The sequence below is a fragment of the Yersinia rochesterensis genome (genome assembly GCF_003600645.1).
Taxonomy (GTDB): Bacteria; Pseudomonadota; Gammaproteobacteria; order Enterobacterales; family Enterobacteriaceae; genus Yersinia; species Yersinia rochesterensis.
Window position 1 is genome coordinate 3,822,809 of sequence record NZ_CP032482.1, and the last position, 22,296, is coordinate 3,845,104.

Consider the following 22,296-nt stretch of genomic DNA (forward strand, 5'->3'; position numbering starts at 1 on the left):
TCAGATTGAGCAAATACACAGGTATTTTAATGATGTCATCGCTCTATCGCAGTACAAAGTTTAATACCAATCAATTTACTGGGAGCACTGTAGAAAACAGCCAGTTTTTTGAATGCGATTTTTCTGGTAACGATTTAACCGATACACAGTTTATCAACTGCCAATTTTACGATCGAGAATATCAGGTGGGATGTGACTTTAATCGTGCAACCTTAAAAGACGCCAGTTTTAAAAACTGCGATTTAACTATGAATAACTTCATGAACATTAATGCGTTAGGAATAGAAATAAGAGGCTGCCTGGCTCAAGGCGCTGATTTTCGCGGTGCCAGTTTTATGAATATGATTACCGCCCGGAGTTGGTTTTGTAGTGCATATATCACTAAAAACAATTTAAGTTACGCGAACTTTTCGAAAGTTGTCCTAGAGAAATGTGAGTTATGGGAAAACCGTTGGATGGGTACGAATATTTTAGGGGCAAATTTTAGCGGATCTGATTTGTCTGGTGGTGAATTCTCATCTTTTGACTGGAGTTCAGCAAATTTCACCCATTGTGACCTGACCAATTCTGCCATCGGTGAGCTAGACATTCGTAGAAATGATTTGGAGGGTGTCAAATTGGATAGTGATCAGGTATCACAGTTAATGGGCCGTCTCGGAATCATCGTTATAGAGTGACTCGCGTCGTGGACAGTCATTCCTCTCCTGCATATATCACAGAAACAAAAACCCCGCCGAAGCGCTGAGGGATCCCCACTAATTCAGCGCTAATAAACCAACACCATACTTCGGTAGGTTTTGGCGAGGTGATTAAGAACTGCATCCAGTGCTGTTCGCGTTAAAATTAGCGGAGAGTGTCGCAAGATATTCTCCGCTAATGTCAGATAAGATATAACCCGTCGTGACTTAAGGCTGTTAGCCTGATACCTCAGATGTAACCCTTTATTTTCAGCATGATAGCCAAGTAACCATAATACTGCCGTGCTTAACGTTGCCAGAAGACTTAACACCAGTATACGCCCCGCTGTGCGGCTGTGACTGGCGCGAAGCCCAAAGCCAAAACGTTCACTTTTCTCATCGCGAAAATTCTGCTCTATCTGCATCCTGCGACTGTATAACTTCATGACTTCACGTGGTTTAAACTCCTCTGTACTGCTAAAAATAAGCCACGGTTCTTTTGCTGCGGCGCGTCCGTCCCGCTCCTGCGAATAGCGAGATATCCGGCAACGGGCACGTTTATTCTGCCGCCCTTTGGGTTCCTTTTTATGCAGGTAAAAGTGACCATCACAGCGGGCATATTCTGCACGTGCGAGTGTCCCCGGCCCCAGATATTCAGGTTGGCCACTGGCCGATAATTCCTGCCGCCTGAACCAGTGCTCACCTTTTTTATCCAGCCGGAGCTGGATATTGCCTCTGACTCGCCCGATAAAATCCCAACCCAATGATTTAATATGGTGAAACCAGGCATTTTGAAAACCGGCGTCAGTGACGATGAGTACCTTTTTATCAGGCGCAATAGCGGTGGCGATAGAATTCAGGAACTCTTTTTGTATCAATGCATTCTGTTGGTTATGCGAGGGAACAATTTGGCTCATTAACGGGATGGAACGACCATCACAAATCAGGCTGGCGCGTAAGACGTGGAATGCCTGTGAGGGATAACCACTCCAGTCAACAGCAATAACACACCAGGGAAGTCGGCGCGTAAGTAACGAAGTAATATTACGAAATATCAGAGGGATGTCATGGTGAAGAGCCGTATTACCTAACAGCCGGTCAACCCGTTTTATCTTGTGTTTTACCTGAGCGGTTCCCGGCAGATGGCGTCCGATACTGGTCAGGGTCAGAGAAGCGCCACGCGTCAATGCAACGGTTGCATCAATCAGGGCATTTTGACGATATTGATGAAACGGGGCTAAAGCGCCCCGGAAAAAGTTCTGGCATACTTTACGGGCAGGCATAGAGTTGATCTCGCTGAATTGGTTGCACAATCAGTAGATCATATTTTCTCTATGCCTGTCCTTTTTTCTGGGGATTCACCAGCGCCGAAGCGGGGTTTTATGGAATGAGTGGAGTTGACCGGTAAGCCGGGTTCTGTCGTGGACAGTCATTCCTCTAGGCCAGCAATCACTCACTGGCTCAAGCAGCCTACCCGGGTTCAGTACGGGCCGTACCATGTGAACCCCTATTTGGCCTTGCTCCGGGTGGAGTTTACCTTGCCACGAACTGTTGCCAGCCGCGCGGTGCGCTCTTACCGCACCCTTTCACCCTTACCTGATCCCACTTGCGCGGGCCATCGGCGGTTTGCTCTCTGTTGCACTTGTCGTAGGCTTGCGCCTCCCAGGCGTTACCTGGCACCCTGCCCTATGGAGCCCGGACTTTCCTCCCCTTCACCTGTCTCCCCCGAAAGGGACGGCAGCGAAGCGGCGACTGTCTAGTCAACTCCGCGGCGGATTATAGTCACATTACTGTTGAATGTCATCTTCCGCTTGCATTTGGCTGTCATCTTGCTGTTCAAGTGCATACTTATAAAGCGCATTCTTTTTCACGCCGTGGATTTCTGCGGCTAAAGCGGCAGCTTTTTTCAGCGGTAACTCTTTTTGCAACAACGCCAGAGTACGCAAGGCGGCGGCAGGCAGAGCATCATCCGCCTGTACTTTATGGCCTTCGACAATCAAGACCATTTCGCCACGGCGTCGGGTTTCTTCTTCCTGAACCCACGCCAGTAACTCGCCAACAGGCGCGCCGTGGATAGACTCCCAAGTTTTGGTGAGTTCTCTAGCCAGTACCACATAGCGTTGTGGGCCAAGTACAGTTACCATGTCCTGTAAACTTTCTAACAAGCGATGGGTTGATTCGTAGAAGATTAGGGTTCGAGGTTCCTCAATCAGCGCTTGCAGAGTATCCTTACGTCCTTTGGTTTTCGCAGGCAAGAAGCCTTCGTAGCAAAAACGGTCTGAGGCAATACCGGCGGCGGAGAGGGCTGTAATCGCCGCACATGCGCCCGGTAATGGCACAACTCTGATGCCAGCTTCACGGCAACGGCGCACTAAATGGTAGCCCGGATCGTTAATCAGTGGCGTGCCTGCATCTGAAACCAGTGCAATACTCTGGCCGGCTTGCAGTTTCGCCAGTAAATGATCGGCTTTTTGTTGTTCGTTATGGTCATGAAGTGCAAATAGGCGGGCGTTGATCGCGAAATGTTGTAACAGCAACCCTGTATGACGTGTATCTTCTGCCGCAATCAAATCAACGCCTTTCAGTACCTCTAACGCCCGATGGGTTATATCCCCTAAATTACCGATTGGGGTAGGTACCACATAAAGCGTAGATGCAGAAATCACTGCTCGATCGTGTTGATTCATTGTTTCATCCGAATTACCGATTTAATATTGAGCATCTTGAAAAAAACATCACTGGATACAGTATGCTTTCCTCAACATTCGTTCGTTCCAAAGCAGGGCTAGTCCCTGTTGTGTTGGCTGCTTTGATACTGGCAGCTTGTTCAGGCAGAGCACCACAGACGCCGCCCGCCAATATACAGGACGAAGCAAGCGCTAACTCTGACTATTATCTGCAACAGTTGCAACAGAGCAGTGATGATAACAAGGCTGACTGGCAATTACTTGCCATTCGTGCCCAGTTACGCGAAGGGAAAGTCCCTCAAGCAGCAGAACTGCTTGGAACTTTGCCCGCTGACCTGAATGACACACAGCGCCAGGAACAGCAATTACTGACCGCAGAACTGCTGGTTGCACAGAAAAACAATCCTGCTGCTGCGGATGTTTTGGCCAAATTGGATGCAGGGAAGTTCTCAGCCAACCAACAAGTGCGCTTCTATCAAGCACTGATTGCCGCCAATCAGGGTAAAGCAACCTTGCCGCTGGTGCGCGCATTCATTGCTCAAGAACCCCTGCTCAGTGATAAAGCCCATCAAGATAATATTGATGGCACCTGGCAAGCGCTGGCCCAGCTCACCCCACAAGAGTTGAATAACATTGTGATTAACGCGGACGAAAACGTCCTGCAAGGTTGGCTGGATTTACTGCATGTCTATCAGGATAACAAGCAAGACCCTGACATGCTGAAAGCCGGTATTAAAGATTGGCAAAATCGTTATCCGCAAAATCCGGCAGCGAAAAACCTGCCAACGGCATTAACGCAAATCAGCAACTTCAGCCAGGCGTCTACGGCGAAAATTGCCTTATTGCTGCCATTAAGTGGCCCGGCACAAGTCTTTGCCGATGCTATCCAGCAAGGTTTTACTGCCGCACAGAATGGCTTGCCAGTTAACGCTCCTACACCGGTAGAGCCAGATGCAACCGCAAGTACGCCAACGGATGCCGCGGCGACGCCGGTTACAGATGTGGCTGCGCCTATACCAGCGCCGGTACCTGTCGCCACCAGCAATGCACAAGTCAAAATCTACGATACCACCACTCAGCCGATTGCAGCTTTACTCGCGCAAGCCCAGCAAGATGGCGCGACATTGGTGGTTGGCCCACTGCTGAAGCCCGAAGTTGAACAACTGAGTGCAACCCCCAGCACACTAAATATTCTGGCGCTGAACCAGCCGGAAGTCAGCACCAATAGCCCGAATATCTGTTATTTCGCCCTTTCTCCTGAAGATGAAGCCCGCGATGCCGCGCATCATTTATGGAGCCAGGAAAAAAGAATGCCGCTGTTGCTAACCCCGCGTGGTGCCTTGGGTGACCGCATCGCCAAAGCCTTTGCTGAAGAGTGGCAGAAGCAAGGTGGTCAGACGGTATTACAACAAAACTTCGGCTCTACTGCGGAGTTAAAACAAGCTATCAACAGTGGCGCGGGCATCCGCCTGACCGGTCAACCGATTAGCGTTTCAAGCGCACCGGCGGCTGCACCAGCATCAGTCACTATTGCTGGCCTGACCATCCCTGCACCGCCCGTCGATGCACCGGTAGTTTCAACCGCCGTTGGTGGTAACATTGATGCGGTGTATATCATCGCGACACCGGCCGAGCTGACACTGATTAAGCCAATGATTGATATGGCGACCAGCACCCGCAGCAAACCTGCACTGTTCGCCAGCTCACGCAGCTATCAAGCAGGTGCAGGCCCAGACTACCGGCTGGAAATGGAAGGCATTCAGTTTAGTGATATTCCACTGATGGCCGGGTCGAATCCAGCTTTGATGCAACAAGCGGCAGCCAAATATGCTAACGACTATTCGCTGGTACGTTTGTACGCCATGGGCATTGATGCGTGGACATTATCGAATCATTTTGCTGAAATGCGCCAAATTCCTGGTTTCCAGGTCAGCGGCACCACCGGTGATTTAACGGCATCAGCCGATTGTGTTATCACCCGTAAATTACCTTGGCTGCAATACCGCCAGGGCATGGTAGTACCGGCGGCGTAAGTGATTCGGGTGAATGAACGCAGCTAACAACCCTGCAATTTCAAGGACGAAAAGTATTCCCAAAGTCATTGGAGTTTGCAGGTAGGCAGCAAGTGAGTGAACCCCGATGAGCTTACTCAAGTAAGTGATTCGGGTAAATGAATGCAGCTAACAACCCTGCAATTTCAAGGACGAAAAGTATTCCCAAAGTCATTGGAGTTTGCAGGTAGGCAGCAAGTGAGTGAACCCCGATGAGCTTACTCAAGTAAGTGATTCGGGTAAATGAATGCAGCTAACAACCCTGCAATTTCAAGGACGAAAAGTATTCCCAAAGTCATTGGAGTTTGCAGGTAGGCAGCAAGTGAGTGAACCCCGATGAGCTTACTCAAGTAAGTGATTCGGGTAAATGAATGCAGCTAACAACCCTGCAATTTCAAGGACGAAAAGTATTCCCAAAGTCATTGGAGTTTGCAGGTAGGCAGCAAGTGAGTGAACCCCGATGAGCTTACTCAAGTAAGTGATTCGGGTAAATGAATGCAGCTAACAACCCTGCAATTTCAAGGACGAAAAGTATTCCCAAAGTCATTGGAGTTTGCAGGTAGGCAGCAAGTGAGTGAACCCCGATGAGCTTACTCAAGTAAGTGATTCGGGTAAATGAATGCAGCTAACAACCCTGCAATTTCAAGGACGAAAAGTATTCCCAAAGTCATTGGAGTTTGCAGGTAGGCAGCAAGTGAGTGAACCCCGATGAGCTTACTCAAGTAAGTGATTCGGGTAAATGAATGCAGCTAACAACCCTGCAATTTCAAGGACGAAAAGTATTCCCAAAGTCATTGGAGTTTGCAGGTAGGCAGCAAGTGAGTGAACCCCGATGAGCTTACTCAAGTAAGTGATTCGGGTAAATGAATGCAGCTAACAACCCTGCAATTTCAAGGACGAAAAGTATTCCCAAAGTCATTGGAGTTTGCAGGTAGGCAGCAAGTGAGTGAACCCCGATGAGCTTACTCAAGTAAGTGATTCGGGTAAATGAATGCAGCTAACAACCCTGCAATTTCAAGGACGAAAAGTATTCCCAAAGTCATTGGAGTTTGCAGGTAGGCAGCAAGTGAGTGAACCCCGATGAGCTTACTCAAGTAAGTGATTCGGGTAAATGAATGCAGCTAACAACCCTGCAATTTCAAGGACGAAAAGTATTCCCAAAGTCATTGGAGTTTGCAGGTAGGCAGCAAGTGAGTGAACCCCGATGAGCTTACTCAAGTAAGTGATTCGGGTAAATGAATGCAGCTAACAACCCTGCAATTTCAAGGACGAAAAGTATTCCCAAAGTCATTGGAGTTTGCAGGTAGGCAGCAAGTGAGTGAACCCCGATGAGCTTACTCAAGTAAGTGATTCGGGTAAATGAATGCAGCTAACAACCCTGCAATTTCAAGGACGAAAAGTATTCCCAAAGTCATTGGAGTTTGCAGGTAGGCAGCAAGTGAGTGAACCCCGATGAGCTTACTCAAGTAAGTGATTCGGGTAAATGAATGCAGCTAACAACCCTGCAATTTCAAGGACGAAAAGTATTCCCAAAGTCATTGGAGTTTGCAGGTAGGCAGCAAGTGAGTGAACCCCGATGAGCTTACTCAAGTAAGTGATTCGGGTAAATGAATGCAGCTAACAACCCTGCAATTTCAAGGACGAAAAGTATTCCCAAAGTCATTGGAGTTTGCAGGTAGGCAGCAAGTGAGTGAACCCCGATGAGCTTACTCAAGTAAGTGATTCGGGTAAATGAATGCAGCTAACAACCCTGCAATTTCAAGGACGAAAAGTATTCCCAAAGTCATTGGAGTTTGCAGGTAGGCAGCAAGTGAGTGAACCCCGATGAGCTTACTCAAGTAAGTGATTCGGGTAAATGAATGCAGCTAACAACCCTGCAATTTCAAGGACGAAAAGTATTCCCAAAGTCATTGGAGTTTGCAGGTAGGCAGCAAGTGAGTGAACCCCGATGAGCTTACTCAAGTAAGTGATTCGGGTAAATGAATGCAGCTAACAACCCTGCAATTTCAAGGACGAAGGGAATTATGAGCCAAAGGAAAACTGGCACACACTACGAAAACCAAGCCCGCCACCATCTTGAGCGGGCGGGTTTAGTGTTTGAGGCGGCCAATGTCACCTATCAAAGTGGTGAGATTGACCTTATCATGCGCGACGGAGCCACTTGGGTGTTTGTTGAAGTACGCTTTCGCCGCAATACCCTATTCGGTGGCGCTGCCGCCAGTGTCACTTACCGCAAGCAACAGCGGCTACTCCGGGCTGCGGCCCTTTGGTTGGCACAACGAAACGCATGTTTTGCCACAACATTATGCCGTTTTGATGTTTTTGCCATCACGGGTAGTCAGTTAGAATGGCTGCCAAACGCCTTCAATGCGGATTGATGATTTTTCTCCGGTTTATGCCGGCTCTGCCCAAAGAAGTTGGAGTTGCAAGTAGGCGGCAAGAGAACGAATCCCGATGAGCTGACTCAGGTAAGTGATTCGAGTGAATGAACGTAGCCAACACCCTTGCAGCTTCAAATACGAAGGGCATATTAATTTTATTAAGTGGGTCAAATCAACGTGCTGGATAGAATCAAAGGTTGTTTTACAGAAAGTATTCAAACCCAGATTGCCGCGGCTGAGGCTCTGCCTGATGCCATATCCCGTGCAGCAATGACGTTGGTTCAGTCACTGCTCAACGGCAATAAAATTCTCTGCTGCGGTAATGGGACTTCTGCGGCTAACGCACAACACTTTGCGGCTAGTATGATAAACCGTTTTGAAACAGAACGGCCCAGCCTGCCAGCTATTGCTTTAAATGCTGATAATGTGGTGCTGACAGCAATCGCCAATGACCGCCTGCATGATGAAGTCTATGCCAAACAGGTTCGTGCGCTGGGTCATGCTGGTGATGTTTTGCTCGCTATTTCCACTCGTGGCAATAGCCGTGATATTGTGAAAGCGGTCGAAGCCGCAGTTACCCGTGATATGACCATCGTCGCACTGACCGGTTATGATGGTGGTGAGCTGGCGGGCTTGTTAGGTCAGCAGGATGTTGAAATCCGCATACCTTCGCACCGTAGCGCTCGGGTTCAAGAATTACACATGCTGACAGTGAATTGCTTGTGTGACTTAATTGATAACACTCTATTTCCTCATCAGGACGATTAAAGGAGCACGAATGAAGGTTGGTTATATTTTTGCCATGCTATTCAGCGCCCTGTTATTACAAGGTTGTATCGGTGCTGTGGTGGTTGGCAGTGCAGCCGTTGCAACTAAATCTGCCACAGACCCGCGCTCTGTCGGCACCCAGGTCGACGATGGCACACTTGAGGCCAGAGTTGTCAATGCACTGAGCAAAGATCAGCAGATAAAGAGCCAAACACGTTTTGTCGTGACCGCTTATCAAGGGAAGGTTTTGCTGACAGGGCAATCGCCAACAGCTGAACTGTCTAGCCGTGCCAAGCAAATTGCAGCCGGTGTTGATGGTGCCACAGAAGTGTATAACGAAATGCGCTTGGGTAAGCCGGTCGATCTGTCCACCGCATCCATGGATACTTGGATCACCACCAAAGTTCGCTCACAATTACTGACCGCCGACTCGGTTAAATCCTCCAACGTGAAAGTCACCACGGAGAATGGCGAAGTGTTCCTTTTGGGTCTGGTGACTCAGCAGGAAGGGCAATCAGCTGCTCAGATAGCCAGTCAGGTGAGTGGCGTTAAGCATGTGACTACCGCGTTTACTATTGTGAAATAACTCAGTTTATTGACATAGAATCAAACTGATACGGGCTTAGCGCAATCTAAGCCCGTTTTCTTAATCTAACTGATTTTCCTGCAAAAACGCCTTGCCACCCAACTGCCGCATCTGGCGCAAAATCCACTGTTGGCGGGAAACAACATAACCTGATGGCGCATTCACTTTAAAACGTAGTGGATTGGGCAGAACTGCGGCTAACAGGGCGGCTTCTGACGCACTCAATTTACTGGCCGGTTTATTAAAGAAATGGCGCGCAGCCGCTTCCACACCAAAAATACCCTCGCCAAATTCCGCGATATTCAGATAAACCGTCAGAATACGCCGCTTGGTCCACACCAACTCAATACCGGCGGTCAGGCCCACCTCCAACCCTTTACGCACCCAGCTGCGTCCATCCCATAGGAACAGATTTTTGGCGGTTTGTTGCGATAAGGTGGATGCACCACGGATACGATTTTGATTGCGCTGATTGTGGGCTAATGCCGACTCAATGGCACCGACATCAAACCCCCAATGCTCAGGGAATTTTTGATCTTCCGCGGCCATCACCGCCAGCGCCATATAAGGCGAGATTTCATCCATCGGCACCCAATCAGAATGAGCAACATATGAAAAATCGCCTGTCAGCCAGGCCCCGAGCTGCCTTTCAATCATGACCATGGAAAACGGAACCGGCAGGAAAGCAAAAATCAAAATACCGGCCAACCACAGAGCAACAATGCCAATGATGCCCCGCTTGCCCCAATACCAAAGCCAATTTAATCCACGGCGAACTGAAATCATTCGGTTAAATCCAGCACCTTCGCCACCAGCTTATCAATTCCTTTTGCTGCTTCGGAAATTGATGCCGCCAACATGTAGGCCGGTGTTGTGACCACTTTATTCTCTGCATCGACCACTACATCATCAGCAGGGCAAATAACATGTTGCCCTCCCATAGCTTCAATTGCATCAATAGTATCGGGATCGTTACCAATCGTCAGGCGAACAGGTTTCCCCAGCAGCTTTGGCAACATCACCGGTGAAATACACATAAATCCAATTGGTTTACCGGCCTTATGCATTGATTGAGTAAGCTTAACTAAATCTGGATCTATAGAACATTCAGAACCTTTAATGGCGAAATCACTGAGGTTCTTTGCGGCACCAAAACCACCAGGAACAATAAGGGCATCCAAGTCCTCTGAATTGGCGACAGAAAGCGGCTTTATCAGGCTCCGAGCAATGCGCGCAGACTCCACTAAAACATTCCGCTGCTCAGTAGATTCTTCACCAGTAAGATGATTAATAACATGGAGTTGCGGCTTATCTGGTGCGAAGAATAAAACACGAGCTCCAGCACGATCCAATGCTAATATAGTTAAGACAGACTCATGTATCTCTGTGCCATCTAAAACACCACATCCACTCAGCACTACACCGACTGTTTTCATCACACCTCTCCTTTTCTCACGCTGTCAATTGCTTAACTCGTTCTAGTAACAAAGACCAATCTCTATCACATATTTTAATGAATCTTGTAACAAGAGCGCTTACATTTGCTATGTTATTGCTTGTATGATGTATGGACGAATCCTTACAACCTGCGAATCCATTAGAAATCGAAATTATTAGGCAGGTTGACGATTTCCCTGGTGTTGGCGCAGTATTCGCGCACCCCGGCCTCGGTCGGGGTTATTTTTTTTCAGCGGTCGCTGCCCACTCACGTAACACTTGAACATCATTGCGCCATTCTGATTTTAATTCATCGACCCAATCTTGCACGTTATCCCACCATGCTGGCAGTGTCGGTGTCTGAATTTGCTGTGCAAGCTGCTGGATATGGCGTAACCCCACGGAGCCAGCCGCCCCTTTAATTTTATGCGCCTCTTCTGTAATACCCTGCTGATCCCGCGCGGTCATGTTTGAATCCAATACCGCCAAATAGCCCGGCATCACTTGTTCAAACATTTCAAGGCTTTGATGGATTAGTTGTGGGCCAACCAAATCGATATATTGTTCCAGCATGGCAGTATCAAGTAACGATTCATGGGTTTGCATCACTTTAAGTTCCTGTTTTTTAGCGGCAGAAGAAGGCTTATGATCCCAGAACTGCTTAATCATGGCCGTGAGCGCGGGCACTGATAACGGCTTACTCAGCACATCATCCATCCCGGCATCTAAATATTCTTTTTTGTCTTTCAGCACGTTAGCGGTCAAGGCCACCAATGGCGGCAAGGATTGCTGCCCATAATCAGCCCGAATTTGACGGGCGATATCCAACCCACTCATATCTGGTAATTGAATATCCAACAGCACTAAATCAAAATTATCCGGTTTGAACATCGCCAGCGCATCGTGGCCATTCATCGCCACCTCGACACTGTTGCCCAGTTTCTCCAACACCGAACGCGCGACGATAACATTCAGCTCGATATCCTCCACCAGCAAGATGTGGAGAGCCGGCAACGGGAGATCCTCACCTGATGGCGTGCTGGACGTGGCCTGCACGGCTGGCGCTTTAATCGTCAGGGTAAAGCATGAACCTGCCCCTTGGGCACTTTTCACCGTGATATCACCGCCCATGCTCTGTGCCAGACGTTTAGACACCGCCAACCCGATGCCCGTTCCGGTCGCCGGGCGGCCGCCATTGCTATCTTTCACCTGATAATACATGGCGAAAATCTTATCTTGTTCATCCTCAGGAATGCCCATCCCTGAATCTTCTACTTCAAAAATCAAGCGGTCAGTGCCTTCCCGCCGCACCCGTACCACAATTTCGCCTTGCTGGGTAAACTTCACCGCGTTGCCAATCAAATTCCACAGAATTTGGCGCAAGCGGGTGCCATCGGTAATGATTTTCTCCGGCAATGGTAACTGCGGTTCCATAATGAACTTCAGCCCTTTTGGCTGCACCAACAGGCCAGAAAGGTTTTCTAAATCCGCCATAAACCCAGTAAAATCAATCGGTTGATTATCAAGCTGAACTTTACGGCGCTCCAACTTATCCATCTCAATGATATCGTTGAAGATATTCCCGAGGGTAATAGCACTGACGTGAATGGTTTTCAGGTACTTTAATTGCTCGCTATCTAATTCGGTATCTAACAAGATGCGGCTCAGGCCCACGATGCCATTAAGCGGCGTACGCAGCTCGTGGCTGATAGTTGAGATGAAAGTCGTCTTATCCCTACTGGCGTTCTCCAGCGCGTCCTGATAGCGCTTACGCTCAGTTATATCGCGCCCAAAGCCCATTAACCCGTGCCGCTTACCGACGCGGTCGTAAAACGGCACTTTACGCAATTCAAAGCAGGCTTTGCGGCCATCGGGGTACACCAACCACTGCTCATAGGTTAGCGAAACGTTGTGGCGGAAAACTTTCTCATCGGTTTCCATGACTTTCTCAGCAATATCCGGCGCATAAACCTCTTTAGGGGTCAGCCCGACCAATTGCTTCTCACTTTTACCGGTCAGCAATTCCATTGCCCGGTTGCAGCCGGAGAACTCATTATCTTCGTTACGGTAATAAACCAAATCCGGTGAAGCATCCAAAAAAGAGCGCAATAAGGCCGACTGCTGACCTAACTCAATCTGCGCCTGTTCACGGTGGCCCATCTCTTCTTTCAGTTTGTCGACCACTTGCAGATGCGCTTTCTCTGCTTTCTCACGCTCGACGATTTCCTGATTAAGTTGAGCAATATTCTCCGTCAGTTGTTTATTTAGCTCTAAATCGCGATAACGCATCACTTCAAGCTTATCCACCAACCGCGATAAACGCTGGCGCGACTCTTCCAGTTGTTCAACCACCACCGACAGGAAATACACTGCCCATGGGGTTATCAGCAAACCAAAGAAAATGGAACGCACCAGATCGAGGGTTTCCACCGAGCCACTCAATACAAAGGTCACCGCCATCTGAACCACCATGGCCAGCAACACCAGCACAGATGCCAGTAGCAGTGAGAAGCGAACCAGCCCTAACTTAACCATTAAATCAACGTAGTACTGGGCTAATACCCTGATTTGCTTCATAGCAACCCCTGTCTGTGTTTATCTGATAAATCATACCGCAAAACTGGGCTGAGATAAGATGGCTTCCTCAGAAGTGTGGAAAAGATTGCAAATCACAATGAGGTATTGTGTGAGAAACAAGGTGGGCGGTAAAAAATTACGGCGTAGCGAGCTAAGTCAGACTGAGTGCGTACAGCGCGGAAAAACCGGAGCGTACACGTAGTACGTGAGGATTTTATTCGCTACGCTCCCCTGCGGGCCGCCCTAAAGGGCGTTCAAAATGCATGCATTTTGTGAGCACTGCACAATCCCAGTATGACGATGCGCAGTAGCCGATCACCGCGCAGAGGCTTGCCCGCCATGGGCCAGCATATAATTATTCAACTCATTCATACCCGTCCAGCGGTTCGCGCACCACAATGGCGCAAGCAGGGTTGGCCTGCGGGCACTGGCAGAAATCCGGTGGTAGACAATTTCGGCGGGGGTATGGCGGATCATTTCACCGGCGGTAAGCACATAATCTTCCAGTGCCAGTTCGGGCAAACGCCCCGCCCGCCAAGCTTTGGCCATGATACTGCCCTCCACGATATGCAGCGGGTGCAGTTTTATCCCATCGACACCGGTTGCCACCACTTTCTCCAGCGTTTCCATGCACTGCGCCTGATTCTCACCGGGCAAGCCAACAATTAAATGGCAGCACACTTTCAGCCCTCGAGCACGAGCACGGCGGGCAGTTTGCTGGTAACAAGCAAAATCATGGCCACGATTAATACGTTTGAGGGTTTTATCATTCGCGGTTTGTAGCCCCAACTCCAACCAAACCTCATAACCTTGCTGATGATAACCACTCAATAAATCCAACACCGCGTCCGGCACACAATCGGGCCGAGTGCCGACACACAAACCGACAATGTCAGCTTCAGCCAAAGCTTGCTCATACATCGCCGCCAGCGCATTGACCTCTGCATAAGTACTGGTATAGGCCTGGAAGTAGGCCAGGTAGCGTTTTGCCCGATTGGCTTTTTTGGCCTGTTCCGCTAATTGCTGTGCAATGCCCTGCTGCTGCATTTGTTCGTCAGCAAATGAGGCCACATTGCAAAAAGTGCAGCCGCCGCGCCCCAGAGTTCCATCACGATTAGGGCAGCTAAACCCGCCGTGTAGCGTGAGTTTATGAATTTTTTCACCATAGCGGCGCTGTAAATCCGCACCAAACATATTGACTAATCGCTGCAACTGCATAATCTTGGCACTGCCTGTCAAAAAAGAGCTTTAGGCTACCCGCTAGCGATATCATTCGCGATGACAGAGATCAACTCCCAAGCCCTTGGGTGCAGCTTCGCATAACCATTCACTATAAATGCAAATAAAATCACTTGACCGATGATTAAATTTTCTTATTTCCACCAAGCCCTTAGCGCTTCTGTTACAATTCAATGAAAAATAGTTTTAAACACCAGAAAATATATTAAATCCAGTTTATCATTCCGCAATCCCCACCAGCACTAGCATGGTGCAGCGATTTGTCGATTGCACTATAGTGAGACAGCTCACACTTTAGTATCTACCTCATGGTGCATTGAGCAGGGAAAAAACACCAATAAATTTATATTTATCATTACGATAAACCCTATTATTACATTAACGATATATCTTAAGCCTATATTTGACCTGAGTATTCTTTCTCGCTAAGTTGGAAGTCCGCTGGAAGCTTTCTGGACGGGCAAACGTCTAGTCATAATTATGCAGTAATTTAAGACTCCCTCTTAAAACAAGTCTTATACCACTTGTGAGAACCGTCACAAGAGGCCATTGCCGGAGGGCGGAAAAGCAGATTTGTCGCGAAATATGCGGCTGTCAGCCCACCCCGCCTGATGCCAATATGTCCTTCTGGAGTCGGTTTGTGAGAGTCTCGCAGAGCCTGGGGAGGTTCACTGATATGTTGTACGATAAATCCCTTGAGAGGGACAACTGTGGTTTCGGCCTAATCGCCCACATAGAAGGCGAACCTAGCCATAAGGTGGTGCGTACCGCGATACACGCACTGGCCCGAATGCAACACCGTGGCGCGATCCTTGCTGATGGCAAGACCGGCGACGGTTGTGGTCTGCTATTACAAAAACCGGATCGTTTTTTCCGGATGGTCGCTGAAGAACGCGGATGGCGTTTGGCCAAAAACTATGCCGTCGGCATGATGTTTCTCAGTCAGGACGAAGAACTCGCCAAGGCAAGCCGCCGCATTGTAGAAGAAGAATTGCAAAATGAAACGCTGTCGATTATCGGCTGGCGTGAAGTGCCGACCAACCCGGATGTTCTTGGTGAAATCGCTCTCTCCTCCCTGCCTCGGATTGAACAAATTTTTGTGAACGCCCCTGCTGGCTGGCGTCCACGTGATATGGAACGCCGCCTGTTTGTAGCGCGTCGCCGTATTGAGAAGCGCATTACCAACGACAAAGACTTCTACGTTTGTAGTTTCTCTAACTTGGTCACGATCTATAAAGGCTTATGTATGCCTACGGATCTGCCGCGCTTTTATCTGGATTTGGCTGACCTGCGCATGGAATCGGCTATTTGCCTGTTCCACCAGCGCTTCTCGACTAACACCGTGCCGCGCTGGCCACTGGCTCAGCCGTTCCGCTATCTGGCGCACAACGGCGAAATCAACACCATCGCCGGTAACCGCCAATGGGCCAAAGCACGTGCCTACAAATTTAAAACGCCATTAATTCCGGACTTGCAGGATGCGGCCCCTTTCGTCAATGAGACCGGCTCGGACTCCAGTTCACTGGATAACATGCTGGAACTGTTCCTCAGCGGCGGGATGGATTTGATCCGTGCTATGCGTCTGTTAGTGCCGCCGGCCTGGCAGAATAACCCGGATATGGATACCGACCTGCGCGCTTTCTTTGACTTCAACTCCATGCATATGGAGCCATGGGATGGCCCTGCCGGGATTGTAATGTCAGATGGCCGCTACGCCGCCTGTAACCTCGACCGTAATGGCCTACGCCCTGCGCGCTATGTCATCACCAAAGATAAACTCATCACCTGCGCCTCTGAAGTCGGTATCTGGGATTACCAGCCCGATGAAGTGATCGAAAAAGGCCGTGTCGGCCCCGGTGAACTGATGGTGATTGACACCCGCAGCGGTAAAATTCTGCATTCCGCCGAAACTGATAACGACCTGAAAAGCCGCCACCCCTATAAAGAGTGGATGGAAAAGAACGTTAAGCGCTTGGTGCCGTTTGAAGATCTGCCGGAAGATCAGGTGGGTAGCCGCCAGTTAGATGATTCGACACTGGAAACCTATCAAAAGCAGTTTGGTTACAGTAGCGAAGAGCTGGATCAAGTCATCCGCGTATTGGGTGAAATTGGTCAGGAAGCCACTGGTTCAATGGGTGATGACACCCCGTTTGCCGTGCTTTCCAGCGGCCCGCGTATTATTTACGATTACTTCCGCCAGCAGTTTGCGCAGGTCACCAACCCGCCAATCGATCCGCTGCGTGAAGCGCATGTTATGTCACTGGCGACCAGTATTGGTCGTGAAATGAACGTATTTTGCGAAGCCGAAGGTCAGGCGCACCGTCTGAGCTTTAAATCGCCTATTTTGCTGTTCTCCGATTTCCAACAATTAACCACCTTGGAAGGGGAACATTACCGCGCTGATCGGCTGGATCTGACCTTTAACCCGGCGGAGACAGATTTGGAACAAGCGGTGCTGGCCTTGTGCGAAGAGGCTGAGCGCAAAGTGCGTGATGGTGCCGTGATGTTGGTGCTGTCAGACCGTGCTATCGCCCCTGACCGCCTGCCGGTACCGGCCCCGATGGCTGTCGGCGCGATCCAAACTCGCTTAGTCGAAAAAAATCTGCGCTGCGACGCCAACATTATTGTTGAAACCGCCAGCGCCCGTGACCCGCACCACTTTGCAGTGTTGCTCGGTTTTGGTGCGACCGCGATTTACCCTTATTTAGCTTATGAATCATTGGCTAAATTAGTTGATAGCCAGGCGATTGATAAAAAGTATCGCGATGTGATGCTCAACTATCGCAACGGCATCAATAAAGGGCTGTACAAAATCATGTCCAAAATGGGCATTTCAACCGTCGCCTCCTACCGCTGCGCCAAACTGTTTGAAGCTGTTGGCTTGCACCGCGACCTGTCCGACCTATGCTTCCAAGGTGTGGTTAGCCGTATTGGCGGGGCCAGTTTCAGTGATTTCCAACAGGATTTACAGAATCTGTCCAAACGCGCCTGGCTGAAACGCAAGCCGCTGGATCAGGGCGGATTACTGAAATTTGTCCACAACGGCGAATACCATGCGTATAACCCGGATGTGGTCAGCACCTTACAAACCGCGGTTCACAGCGGCGAATACAGTGATTATCAGGTTTATGCCAAGCTGGTGAATGAGCGCCCGGTTGCCACATTGCGCGATCTGCTGGCCATCAAACCGCAAGGCACCCCGATCCCAGTCGATCAAGTTGAACCGGCTGAATCTCTGTTCCAGCGCTTTGATACTGCCGCCATGTCCATCGGCGCACTCAGCCCGGAAGCCCATGAATCACTCGCCATCGCCATGAACAGCCTCGGCGGGTTCTCTAACTCCGGTGAAGGCGGTGAAGACCCTGCGCGTTACGGCACCAATAAAGTGTCCCGTATCAAGCAGGTGGCTTCTGGCCGTTTCGGTGTGACACCGGCGTATCTGGTGAATGCTGATGTTATCCAGATCAAAGTGGCGCAAGGAGCAAAACCGGGCGAAGGTGGCCAATTACCGGGTGATAAAGTCACGCCGTATATCGCCAAACTGCGCTACTCGGTGCCGGGTGTAACCTTAATTTCCCCACCGCCGCACCATGATATTTACTCAATCGAAGACTTAGCACAGCTGATTTTCGATTTGAAACAGGTCAATCCGAAAGCCCTGATTTCAGTGAAACTGGTTTCTGAGCCGGGCGTCGGCACCATTGCCACCGGTGTGGCGAAAGCTTATGCCGATTTGATCACCATCGCCGGTTACGACGGCGGTACTGGCGCAAGCCCACTTTCTTCGGTGAAATATGCCGGTTGCCCGTGGGAACTGGGGCTGGTGGAAACTCAGCAAGCACTGGTTGCTAATGGCCTGCGCCATAAAATCCGTCTGCAAGTGGATGGCGGCCTGAAAACCGGCGTCGACATTGTTAAAGCGGCAATTTTGGGTGCGGAAAGCTTCGGCTTCGGTACTGGCCCTATGGTAGCACTGGGTTGTAAATACTTACGCATTTGCCACCTGAATAACTGCGCCACTGGTGTAGCCACCCAAGATGAGAAATTGCGTCGTGACCATTATCACGGCCTACCTGAACGTGTAGTGAACTACTTCCAGTTTATCGCCCGTGAAACCCGTGAAATCATGGCGGAGCTGGGTGTTAGCCAACTGGTTGATTTGATTGGCCGTACTGACATGCTGCTGGAACTTGATGGCATCTCCGCCAAACAGAACAAGTTGGATTTGTCGCCAATGCTGAAAACAGCTACGCCACATCCGGGTAAAGCACTGTATTGCACTGAAAGTAACCCTCCGTTTGATAAAGGCTTATTGAACAAAGAGTTGCTGGCACAAGCTGAACCGCACATTGAAGCGAAACACAGCAAGACGTTTTACTTTGATATTCGCAACACCGACCGCTCAGTGGGCGCGGCGTTGTCCGGCGCGATTGCCACTAAACATGGCGACCAAGGCCTGGCAACTGACCCTATCAAAGCTTACTTCTCCGGCACTGCCGGTCAGAGCTTCGGGGTGTGGAATGCGGGCGGCGTCGAGCTAACCCTGACGGGCGATGCCAACGATTATGTCGGTAAAGGCATGGCCGGTGGCCGCATCGCAGTGCGCCCGCCTGTGGGTTCCAACTTCCGCAGTCATGAAGCCAGCATTGTCGGCAATACCTGTCTGTATGGCGCCACTGGCGGCAAATTGTTCGCCGCGGGTCGAGCCGGTGAGCGTTTTGCCGTGCGTAACTCCGGTGCGATTACTGTCGTTGAAGGTATCGGTGATAATGGTTGTGAATATATGACAGGCGGGATTGTCTGCGTACTGGGCCGTACCGGGATTAACTTCGGGGCCGGGATGACGGGTGGTTTCGCTTATGTCCTTGATGAAGATGGTGAATTCCGTAAACGCGTTAACCCTGAGCTGGTCGAAGTGCTCGACGTCGACCAACTGGCAATCCATGAAGAGCATCTGCGCGGCCTGATCACTGAACATGTTCAGTTGACGGGTTCTAGCCGTGGTGAAGAAATTCTGGCTAACTGGCCGGAATGGGTGACCAAGTTTGCTTTGGTTAAACCGAAATCCAGCGATGTGAAAGCACTGTTGGGTCACCGTAGCCGTTCCGCAGCTGAGCTGCGGGTTCAAGCGCAGTAAGAGGTTGAAATGAGTCAGAATGTTTATCAGTTTATCGACCTACAGCGCGTAGATCCGCCGAAAAAGCCGCTGAAGATCCGCAAAATTGAATTTGTTGAGATTTACGAGCCATTCTCGGAAACACAGGCGAAAGCACAGGCAGACCGCTGTTTGTCGTGTGGCAATCCCTACTGTGAATGGAAATGCCCGGTTCATAACTACATCCCTAACTGGCTGAAACTGGCCAACGAAGGGCGAATTATGGAAGCGGCAGACTTAGCTCACCAGACCAACAGCTTGCCGGAAGTCTGTGGCCGTGTGTGCCCGCAAGACCGCTTGTGTGAAGGGTCTTGTACCCTGAATGACGAGTTTGGCGCGGTCACTATCGGCAACATCGAGCGCTATATCAGTGATAAAGCCATTGAAATGGGCTGGAAGCCGGATATGTCCCATGTTCACCCCACCGGTAAACGTGTGGCGGTGATTGGCGCTGGCCCTGCCGGGCTAGCCTGTGCTGATGTGCTCGCGCGTAATGGCGTACAAGCAGTGGTATTTGACCGCCACCCAGAGATTGGCGGCTTGCTCACCTTTGGTATTCCGGCTTTTAAGCTGGAAAAAGAAGTGATGATAAAGCGCCGCAAAATTTTCTCCGAGATGGGCATTGAATTCCAACTGAATACTGAAGTTGGCAAAGACATCACCATGGATGCGCTGCTGCAAGAATATGACGCGGTGTTCCTCGGTGTGGGCACTTACCAATCCATGCGCGGTGGCTTGGAAAACGAAGATGCATCCGGTGTGTATGATGCGCTGCCATTCCTGATCGCCAATACAAAACAGTTAATGGGCTATGAGGCTGCACCTCACGAACCCTATATCAACATGCAAGGTAAACGCGTGGTGGTGCTGGGTGGCGGTGATACCGCGATGGACTGCGTGCGCTCCTCCATTCGCCAAGGGGCTACCGACGTGGTTTGCGCCTATCGCCGTGATGAAGCCAACATGCCGGGTTCCAAGCGGGAAGTGAAAAATGCCCGCGAGGAAGGGGTCGAATTTAAATTCAACCTGCAACCTTTGAGCATCGAAGTGAACAGTAACGGCAAAGTTTGTGGTGTGAAAATGGTTCGCACTCAACTGGGCGCTCCAGATGCACAAGGCCGTAGTGTGGCTGAGCAGATCCCAGGTTCAGAACATATTCTGCCCGCAGATGCCGTGGTGATGGCGTTTGGCTTCCGTCCACACAGCATGGAATGGTTGGCGGCTCACGACGTGGCATTGGATAAACAAGGCCGTGTGGTAGCACCAGAGCGCACGGATAACGCCTTCCAGACCAGTAACCCAAAAATCTTTGCCGGTGGCGATATTGTCCGTGGCTCTGATTTGGTGGTAACTGCCATTGCTGAAGGCCGCAAAGCGGCTGAAGGTATTATGAATTATCTGGAAGTTTGATCCCAATATAGACTCAAAGAAATCAGGGGCTGGTTATCCAGCCCCTTTTTATTGCTATTTTCTACTGCATATCCCCACTTACTCAAGATTTTGTAACAATCTCAGCAACCTTATTTTCAACATTTTATACCTAAAGCGCTATAGTAAAGGCCGAGTTCATATTGATTAATACTTTATGAGCCAATTTCACTGGTCTGCATATTATGTTGTTACGCCTTGTTTTAAAGAAAGGATCATCTGTTATGAAATCTCACTTACTTTTCATTGCTGGCGGCTTGCTGGCTATTAGCAGCAGCGCATTAGCGATGTCACTTAATTATCAAGAAGTTGGCTACAATATTGAGGCGCGAGGTGCTCGTGCAGTGGTGGCTGAATTAGCAAAAGCGGGGCAATTACCTGCTGTAGAGAATAATATCAAGCTGGGTGATGATAACTGGATTGCCATGGCTCCTAAATTAGCAGATGCCGGCAACGCGAGTTTCACTGCGGGGGTGAAATCTGCCCTATCCTCCGCGCTAATTTATAACCCAGCCGCGGTACTCAAAGCAGTAAGCAACAGTAAGACTCTCACTTTGTCAGAGATTTGTACTGCGCCAGCCGAGGTTAAAGATAGCGCGGCGAAAGCCAATTTCCAGCAACGCGCTACTCACACCCTGTCAACCATCAGAAATAGTGACATGATGAGCCAACGTGATAGCTGCCTGGCCGAGCTGAAAAAGTTATCTTAATTTTGGCTATGACCAATATAATTGGCAGAAATAATCAGGGCGGCCAAAGCCGCCCTGATTATACATTTGCTCGAGAAATAAAAAAGACTACTTAACAACCCGCAATGCTGGGCGGCCACCACTGCGTGGCGGTTGCGGCGGCTCATCATCCGGTGAGTTATCCTCGCCGTGAGGCACTTGAGTCTCATCCGTTACCAACATCAAGTTTTCCGTCGGCGCAGCCTCGTTATCTTCTTCCATGCCGACAAAATTGCCATCAGCATCAGAATCGTAAGCTTCTTCAGGTTCAAACATAGTGCCGGAACCATTTTCACGCGCATAGATTGCCATCACCGCCCCCATAGGGACAGTCACTTCGCGGGGAATACCACCAAAACGGGCATTGAAACTCACTTCCTCATTGCCCAATTCCAGATTCCCTACTGCACGCGGTGCCACATTCAATACAATTTGCCCATCACGGGCAAACTCCATTGGCACCGAAACACCCGGCCGGGTAACATCCACAACCAGATGTGGAGTCAGTTGATTATCAATCAACCACTCATAGAATGCGCGCAACAAGTAAGGACGGCGCGGAGTCATACCAGACGTCGCCAT

General features: G+C 49.8%; 15 protein-coding genes and 1 other RNA gene. 8 read left to right on the forward strand and 8 right to left on the reverse strand.

All coding sequences use genetic code 11. The features are described from left to right. Positions 1–32: 32 nt before the first annotated feature. Positions 33–677 (forward strand): Qnr family pentapeptide repeat protein, encoded by a 645-nt coding sequence (locus DXZ79_RS17760; protein WP_038640015.1) that lies wholly within the window; start codon positions 33–35, stop codon positions 675–677. Positions 678–766: 89 nt separating this feature from the next. Here the strand turns inward: DXZ79_RS17760 and DXZ79_RS17765 are convergent, their stop codons facing one another. The 3 genes from DXZ79_RS17765 to rsmI all read right to left on the reverse strand — a co-directional run bounded on the left by DXZ79_RS17765 (position 767) and on the right by rsmI (position 3,364). Further along, positions 767–1,960, reverse strand: a complete 1,194-nt coding sequence (locus tag DXZ79_RS17765; protein WP_120011132.1) for an IS4 family transposase — start codon at positions 1,958–1,960, stop codon at positions 767–769. Positions 1,961–2,066: 106 nt separating this feature from the next. After that, an RNA gene (rnpB, locus tag DXZ79_RS17770) (RNase P RNA component class A) lies at positions 2,067–2,445 on the reverse strand. Positions 2,446–2,464: 19 nt separating this feature from the next. After that, a complete protein-coding gene (gene rsmI / locus DXZ79_RS17775; RefSeq protein ID WP_038638792.1) occupies positions 2,465–3,364 on the reverse strand; it encodes a 16S rRNA (cytidine(1402)-2'-O)-methyltransferase in 900 nt (299 codons plus the stop codon). A gap of 62 nt (positions 3,365–3,426) precedes the next feature. Between rsmI and DXZ79_RS17780 the strand changes: the two genes are divergently transcribed. The 4 genes from DXZ79_RS17780 to dolP all read left to right on the forward strand — a co-directional run bounded on the left by DXZ79_RS17780 (position 3,427) and on the right by dolP (position 9,150). Then, positions 3,427–5,397: a penicillin-binding protein activator gene (locus DXZ79_RS17780; RefSeq protein WP_038638789.1), complete on the forward strand. Its 1,971-nt coding sequence runs from the start codon at positions 3,427–3,429 to the stop codon at positions 5,395–5,397. Between the two features lie 2,042 nt (positions 5,398–7,439). Next, entirely contained in the window at positions 7,440–7,793 is a 354-nt protein-coding gene (locus DXZ79_RS17785; protein ID WP_038638788.1) for a YraN family protein, read from the forward strand. Between the two features lie 180 nt (positions 7,794–7,973). Then, positions 7,974–8,564 (forward strand): DnaA initiator-associating protein DiaA, encoded by a 591-nt coding sequence (gene diaA / locus DXZ79_RS17790; protein WP_004710884.1) that lies wholly within the window; start codon positions 7,974–7,976, stop codon positions 8,562–8,564. Between the two features lie 10 nt (positions 8,565–8,574). Next, entirely contained in the window at positions 8,575–9,150 is a 576-nt protein-coding gene (gene dolP / locus DXZ79_RS17795) for a division/outer membrane stress-associated lipid-binding lipoprotein (RefSeq protein ID WP_038638786.1), read from the forward strand. Positions 9,151–9,210: 60 nt separating this feature from the next. Here the strand turns inward: dolP and mtgA are convergent, their stop codons facing one another. From mtgA to mnmL, 4 genes are all read right to left on the reverse strand, one after another. Continuing rightward, complete coding sequence (gene mtgA, locus DXZ79_RS17800) at positions 9,211–9,936, reverse strand: monofunctional biosynthetic peptidoglycan transglycosylase (RefSeq protein WP_038638783.1); 726 nt, start codon at positions 9,934–9,936, stop codon at positions 9,211–9,213. Then, positions 9,933–10,586 (reverse strand): isoprenoid biosynthesis glyoxalase ElbB, encoded by a 654-nt coding sequence (gene elbB, locus DXZ79_RS17805; RefSeq protein ID WP_038638781.1) that lies wholly within the window; start codon positions 10,584–10,586, stop codon positions 9,933–9,935. Before elbB ends, mtgA begins: the two co-directional genes overlap by 4 nt. Positions 10,587–10,827: 241 nt before the next feature. After that, positions 10,828–13,164: an aerobic respiration two-component sensor histidine kinase ArcB gene (gene arcB, locus DXZ79_RS17810; RefSeq protein ID WP_038638778.1), complete on the reverse strand. Its 2,337-nt coding sequence runs from the start codon at positions 13,162–13,164 to the stop codon at positions 10,828–10,830. 315 nt (positions 13,165–13,479) lie between these two features. Then, complete coding sequence (gene mnmL, locus DXZ79_RS17815) at positions 13,480–14,382, reverse strand: tRNA modification radical SAM protein MnmL/YtqA (RefSeq protein WP_050292037.1); 903 nt, start codon at positions 14,380–14,382, stop codon at positions 13,480–13,482. A 697-nt stretch (positions 14,383–15,079) separates the two neighbouring features. On the opposite strand from mnmL, the gene gltB reads away from it, so the two are divergent. The 3 genes from gltB (at position 15,080) to DXZ79_RS17830 (ending at position 21,696) form a co-directional block, all read left to right on the forward strand. Next, the gene (gene gltB, locus DXZ79_RS17820; RefSeq protein WP_038638771.1) at positions 15,080–19,540 is read left to right on the forward strand and encodes a glutamate synthase large subunit; all 4,461 of its coding nucleotides are present in this window, start codon (positions 15,080–15,082) and stop codon (positions 19,538–19,540) included. A gap of 9 nt (positions 19,541–19,549) precedes the next feature. Then, positions 19,550–20,968 (forward strand): glutamate synthase small subunit, encoded by a 1,419-nt coding sequence (locus tag DXZ79_RS17825; RefSeq protein WP_004392007.1) that lies wholly within the window; start codon positions 19,550–19,552, stop codon positions 20,966–20,968. A 242-nt stretch (positions 20,969–21,210) separates the two neighbouring features. Continuing rightward, positions 21,211–21,696, forward strand: a complete 486-nt coding sequence (locus DXZ79_RS17830) for a hypothetical protein (RefSeq protein ID WP_038638769.1) — start codon at positions 21,211–21,213, stop codon at positions 21,694–21,696. 87 nt (positions 21,697–21,783) lie between these two features. On the opposite strand, the gene sspB is transcribed toward DXZ79_RS17830, so the two are convergent. Then, positions 21,784–22,296 (reverse strand): ClpXP protease specificity-enhancing factor, encoded by a 513-nt coding sequence (gene sspB, locus DXZ79_RS17835; protein WP_038638766.1) that lies wholly within the window; start codon positions 22,294–22,296, stop codon positions 21,784–21,786.

Coding starts and splice junctions, on each gene's coding strand:
- DXZ79_RS17760 (WP_038640015.1), top strand. CDS start 33: ATGTCATCGCTCTATCGCAGTACAAAGTTTAATACCAATCAATTTACT.
- DXZ79_RS17765 (WP_120011132.1), bottom strand. CDS start 1,960: ATGCCTGCCCGTAAAGTATGCCAGAACTTTTTCCGGGGCGCTTTAGCC.
- rsmI (WP_038638792.1), bottom strand. CDS start 3,364: ATGAATCAACACGATCGAGCAGTGATTTCTGCATCTACGCTTTATGTG.
- DXZ79_RS17780 (WP_038638789.1), top strand. CDS start 3,427: ATGCTTTCCTCAACATTCGTTCGTTCCAAAGCAGGGCTAGTCCCTGTT.
- DXZ79_RS17785 (WP_038638788.1), top strand. CDS start 7,440: ATGAGCCAAAGGAAAACTGGCACACACTACGAAAACCAAGCCCGCCAC.
- dolP (WP_038638786.1), top strand. CDS start 8,575: ATGAAGGTTGGTTATATTTTTGCCATGCTATTCAGCGCCCTGTTATTA.
- mtgA (WP_038638783.1), bottom strand. CDS start 9,936: ATGATTTCAGTTCGCCGTGGATTAAATTGGCTTTGGTATTGGGGCAAG.
- elbB (WP_038638781.1), bottom strand. CDS start 10,586: ATGAAAACAGTCGGTGTAGTGCTGAGTGGATGTGGTGTTTTAGATGGC.
- arcB (WP_038638778.1), bottom strand. CDS start 13,164: ATGAAGCAAATCAGGGTATTAGCCCAGTACTACGTTGATTTAATGGTT.
- mnmL (WP_050292037.1), bottom strand. CDS start 14,382: ATGCAGTTGCAGCGATTAGTCAATATGTTTGGTGCGGATTTACAGCGC.
- gltB (WP_038638771.1), top strand. CDS start 15,080: ATGTTGTACGATAAATCCCTTGAGAGGGACAACTGTGGTTTCGGCCTA.
- DXZ79_RS17825 (WP_004392007.1), top strand. CDS start 19,550: ATGAGTCAGAATGTTTATCAGTTTATCGACCTACAGCGCGTAGATCCG.
- DXZ79_RS17830 (WP_038638769.1), top strand. CDS start 21,211: ATGAAATCTCACTTACTTTTCATTGCTGGCGGCTTGCTGGCTATTAGC.
- sspB (WP_038638766.1), bottom strand. CDS start 22,296: ATGGCGACGTCTGGTATGACTCCGCGCCGTCCTTACTTGTTGCGCGCA.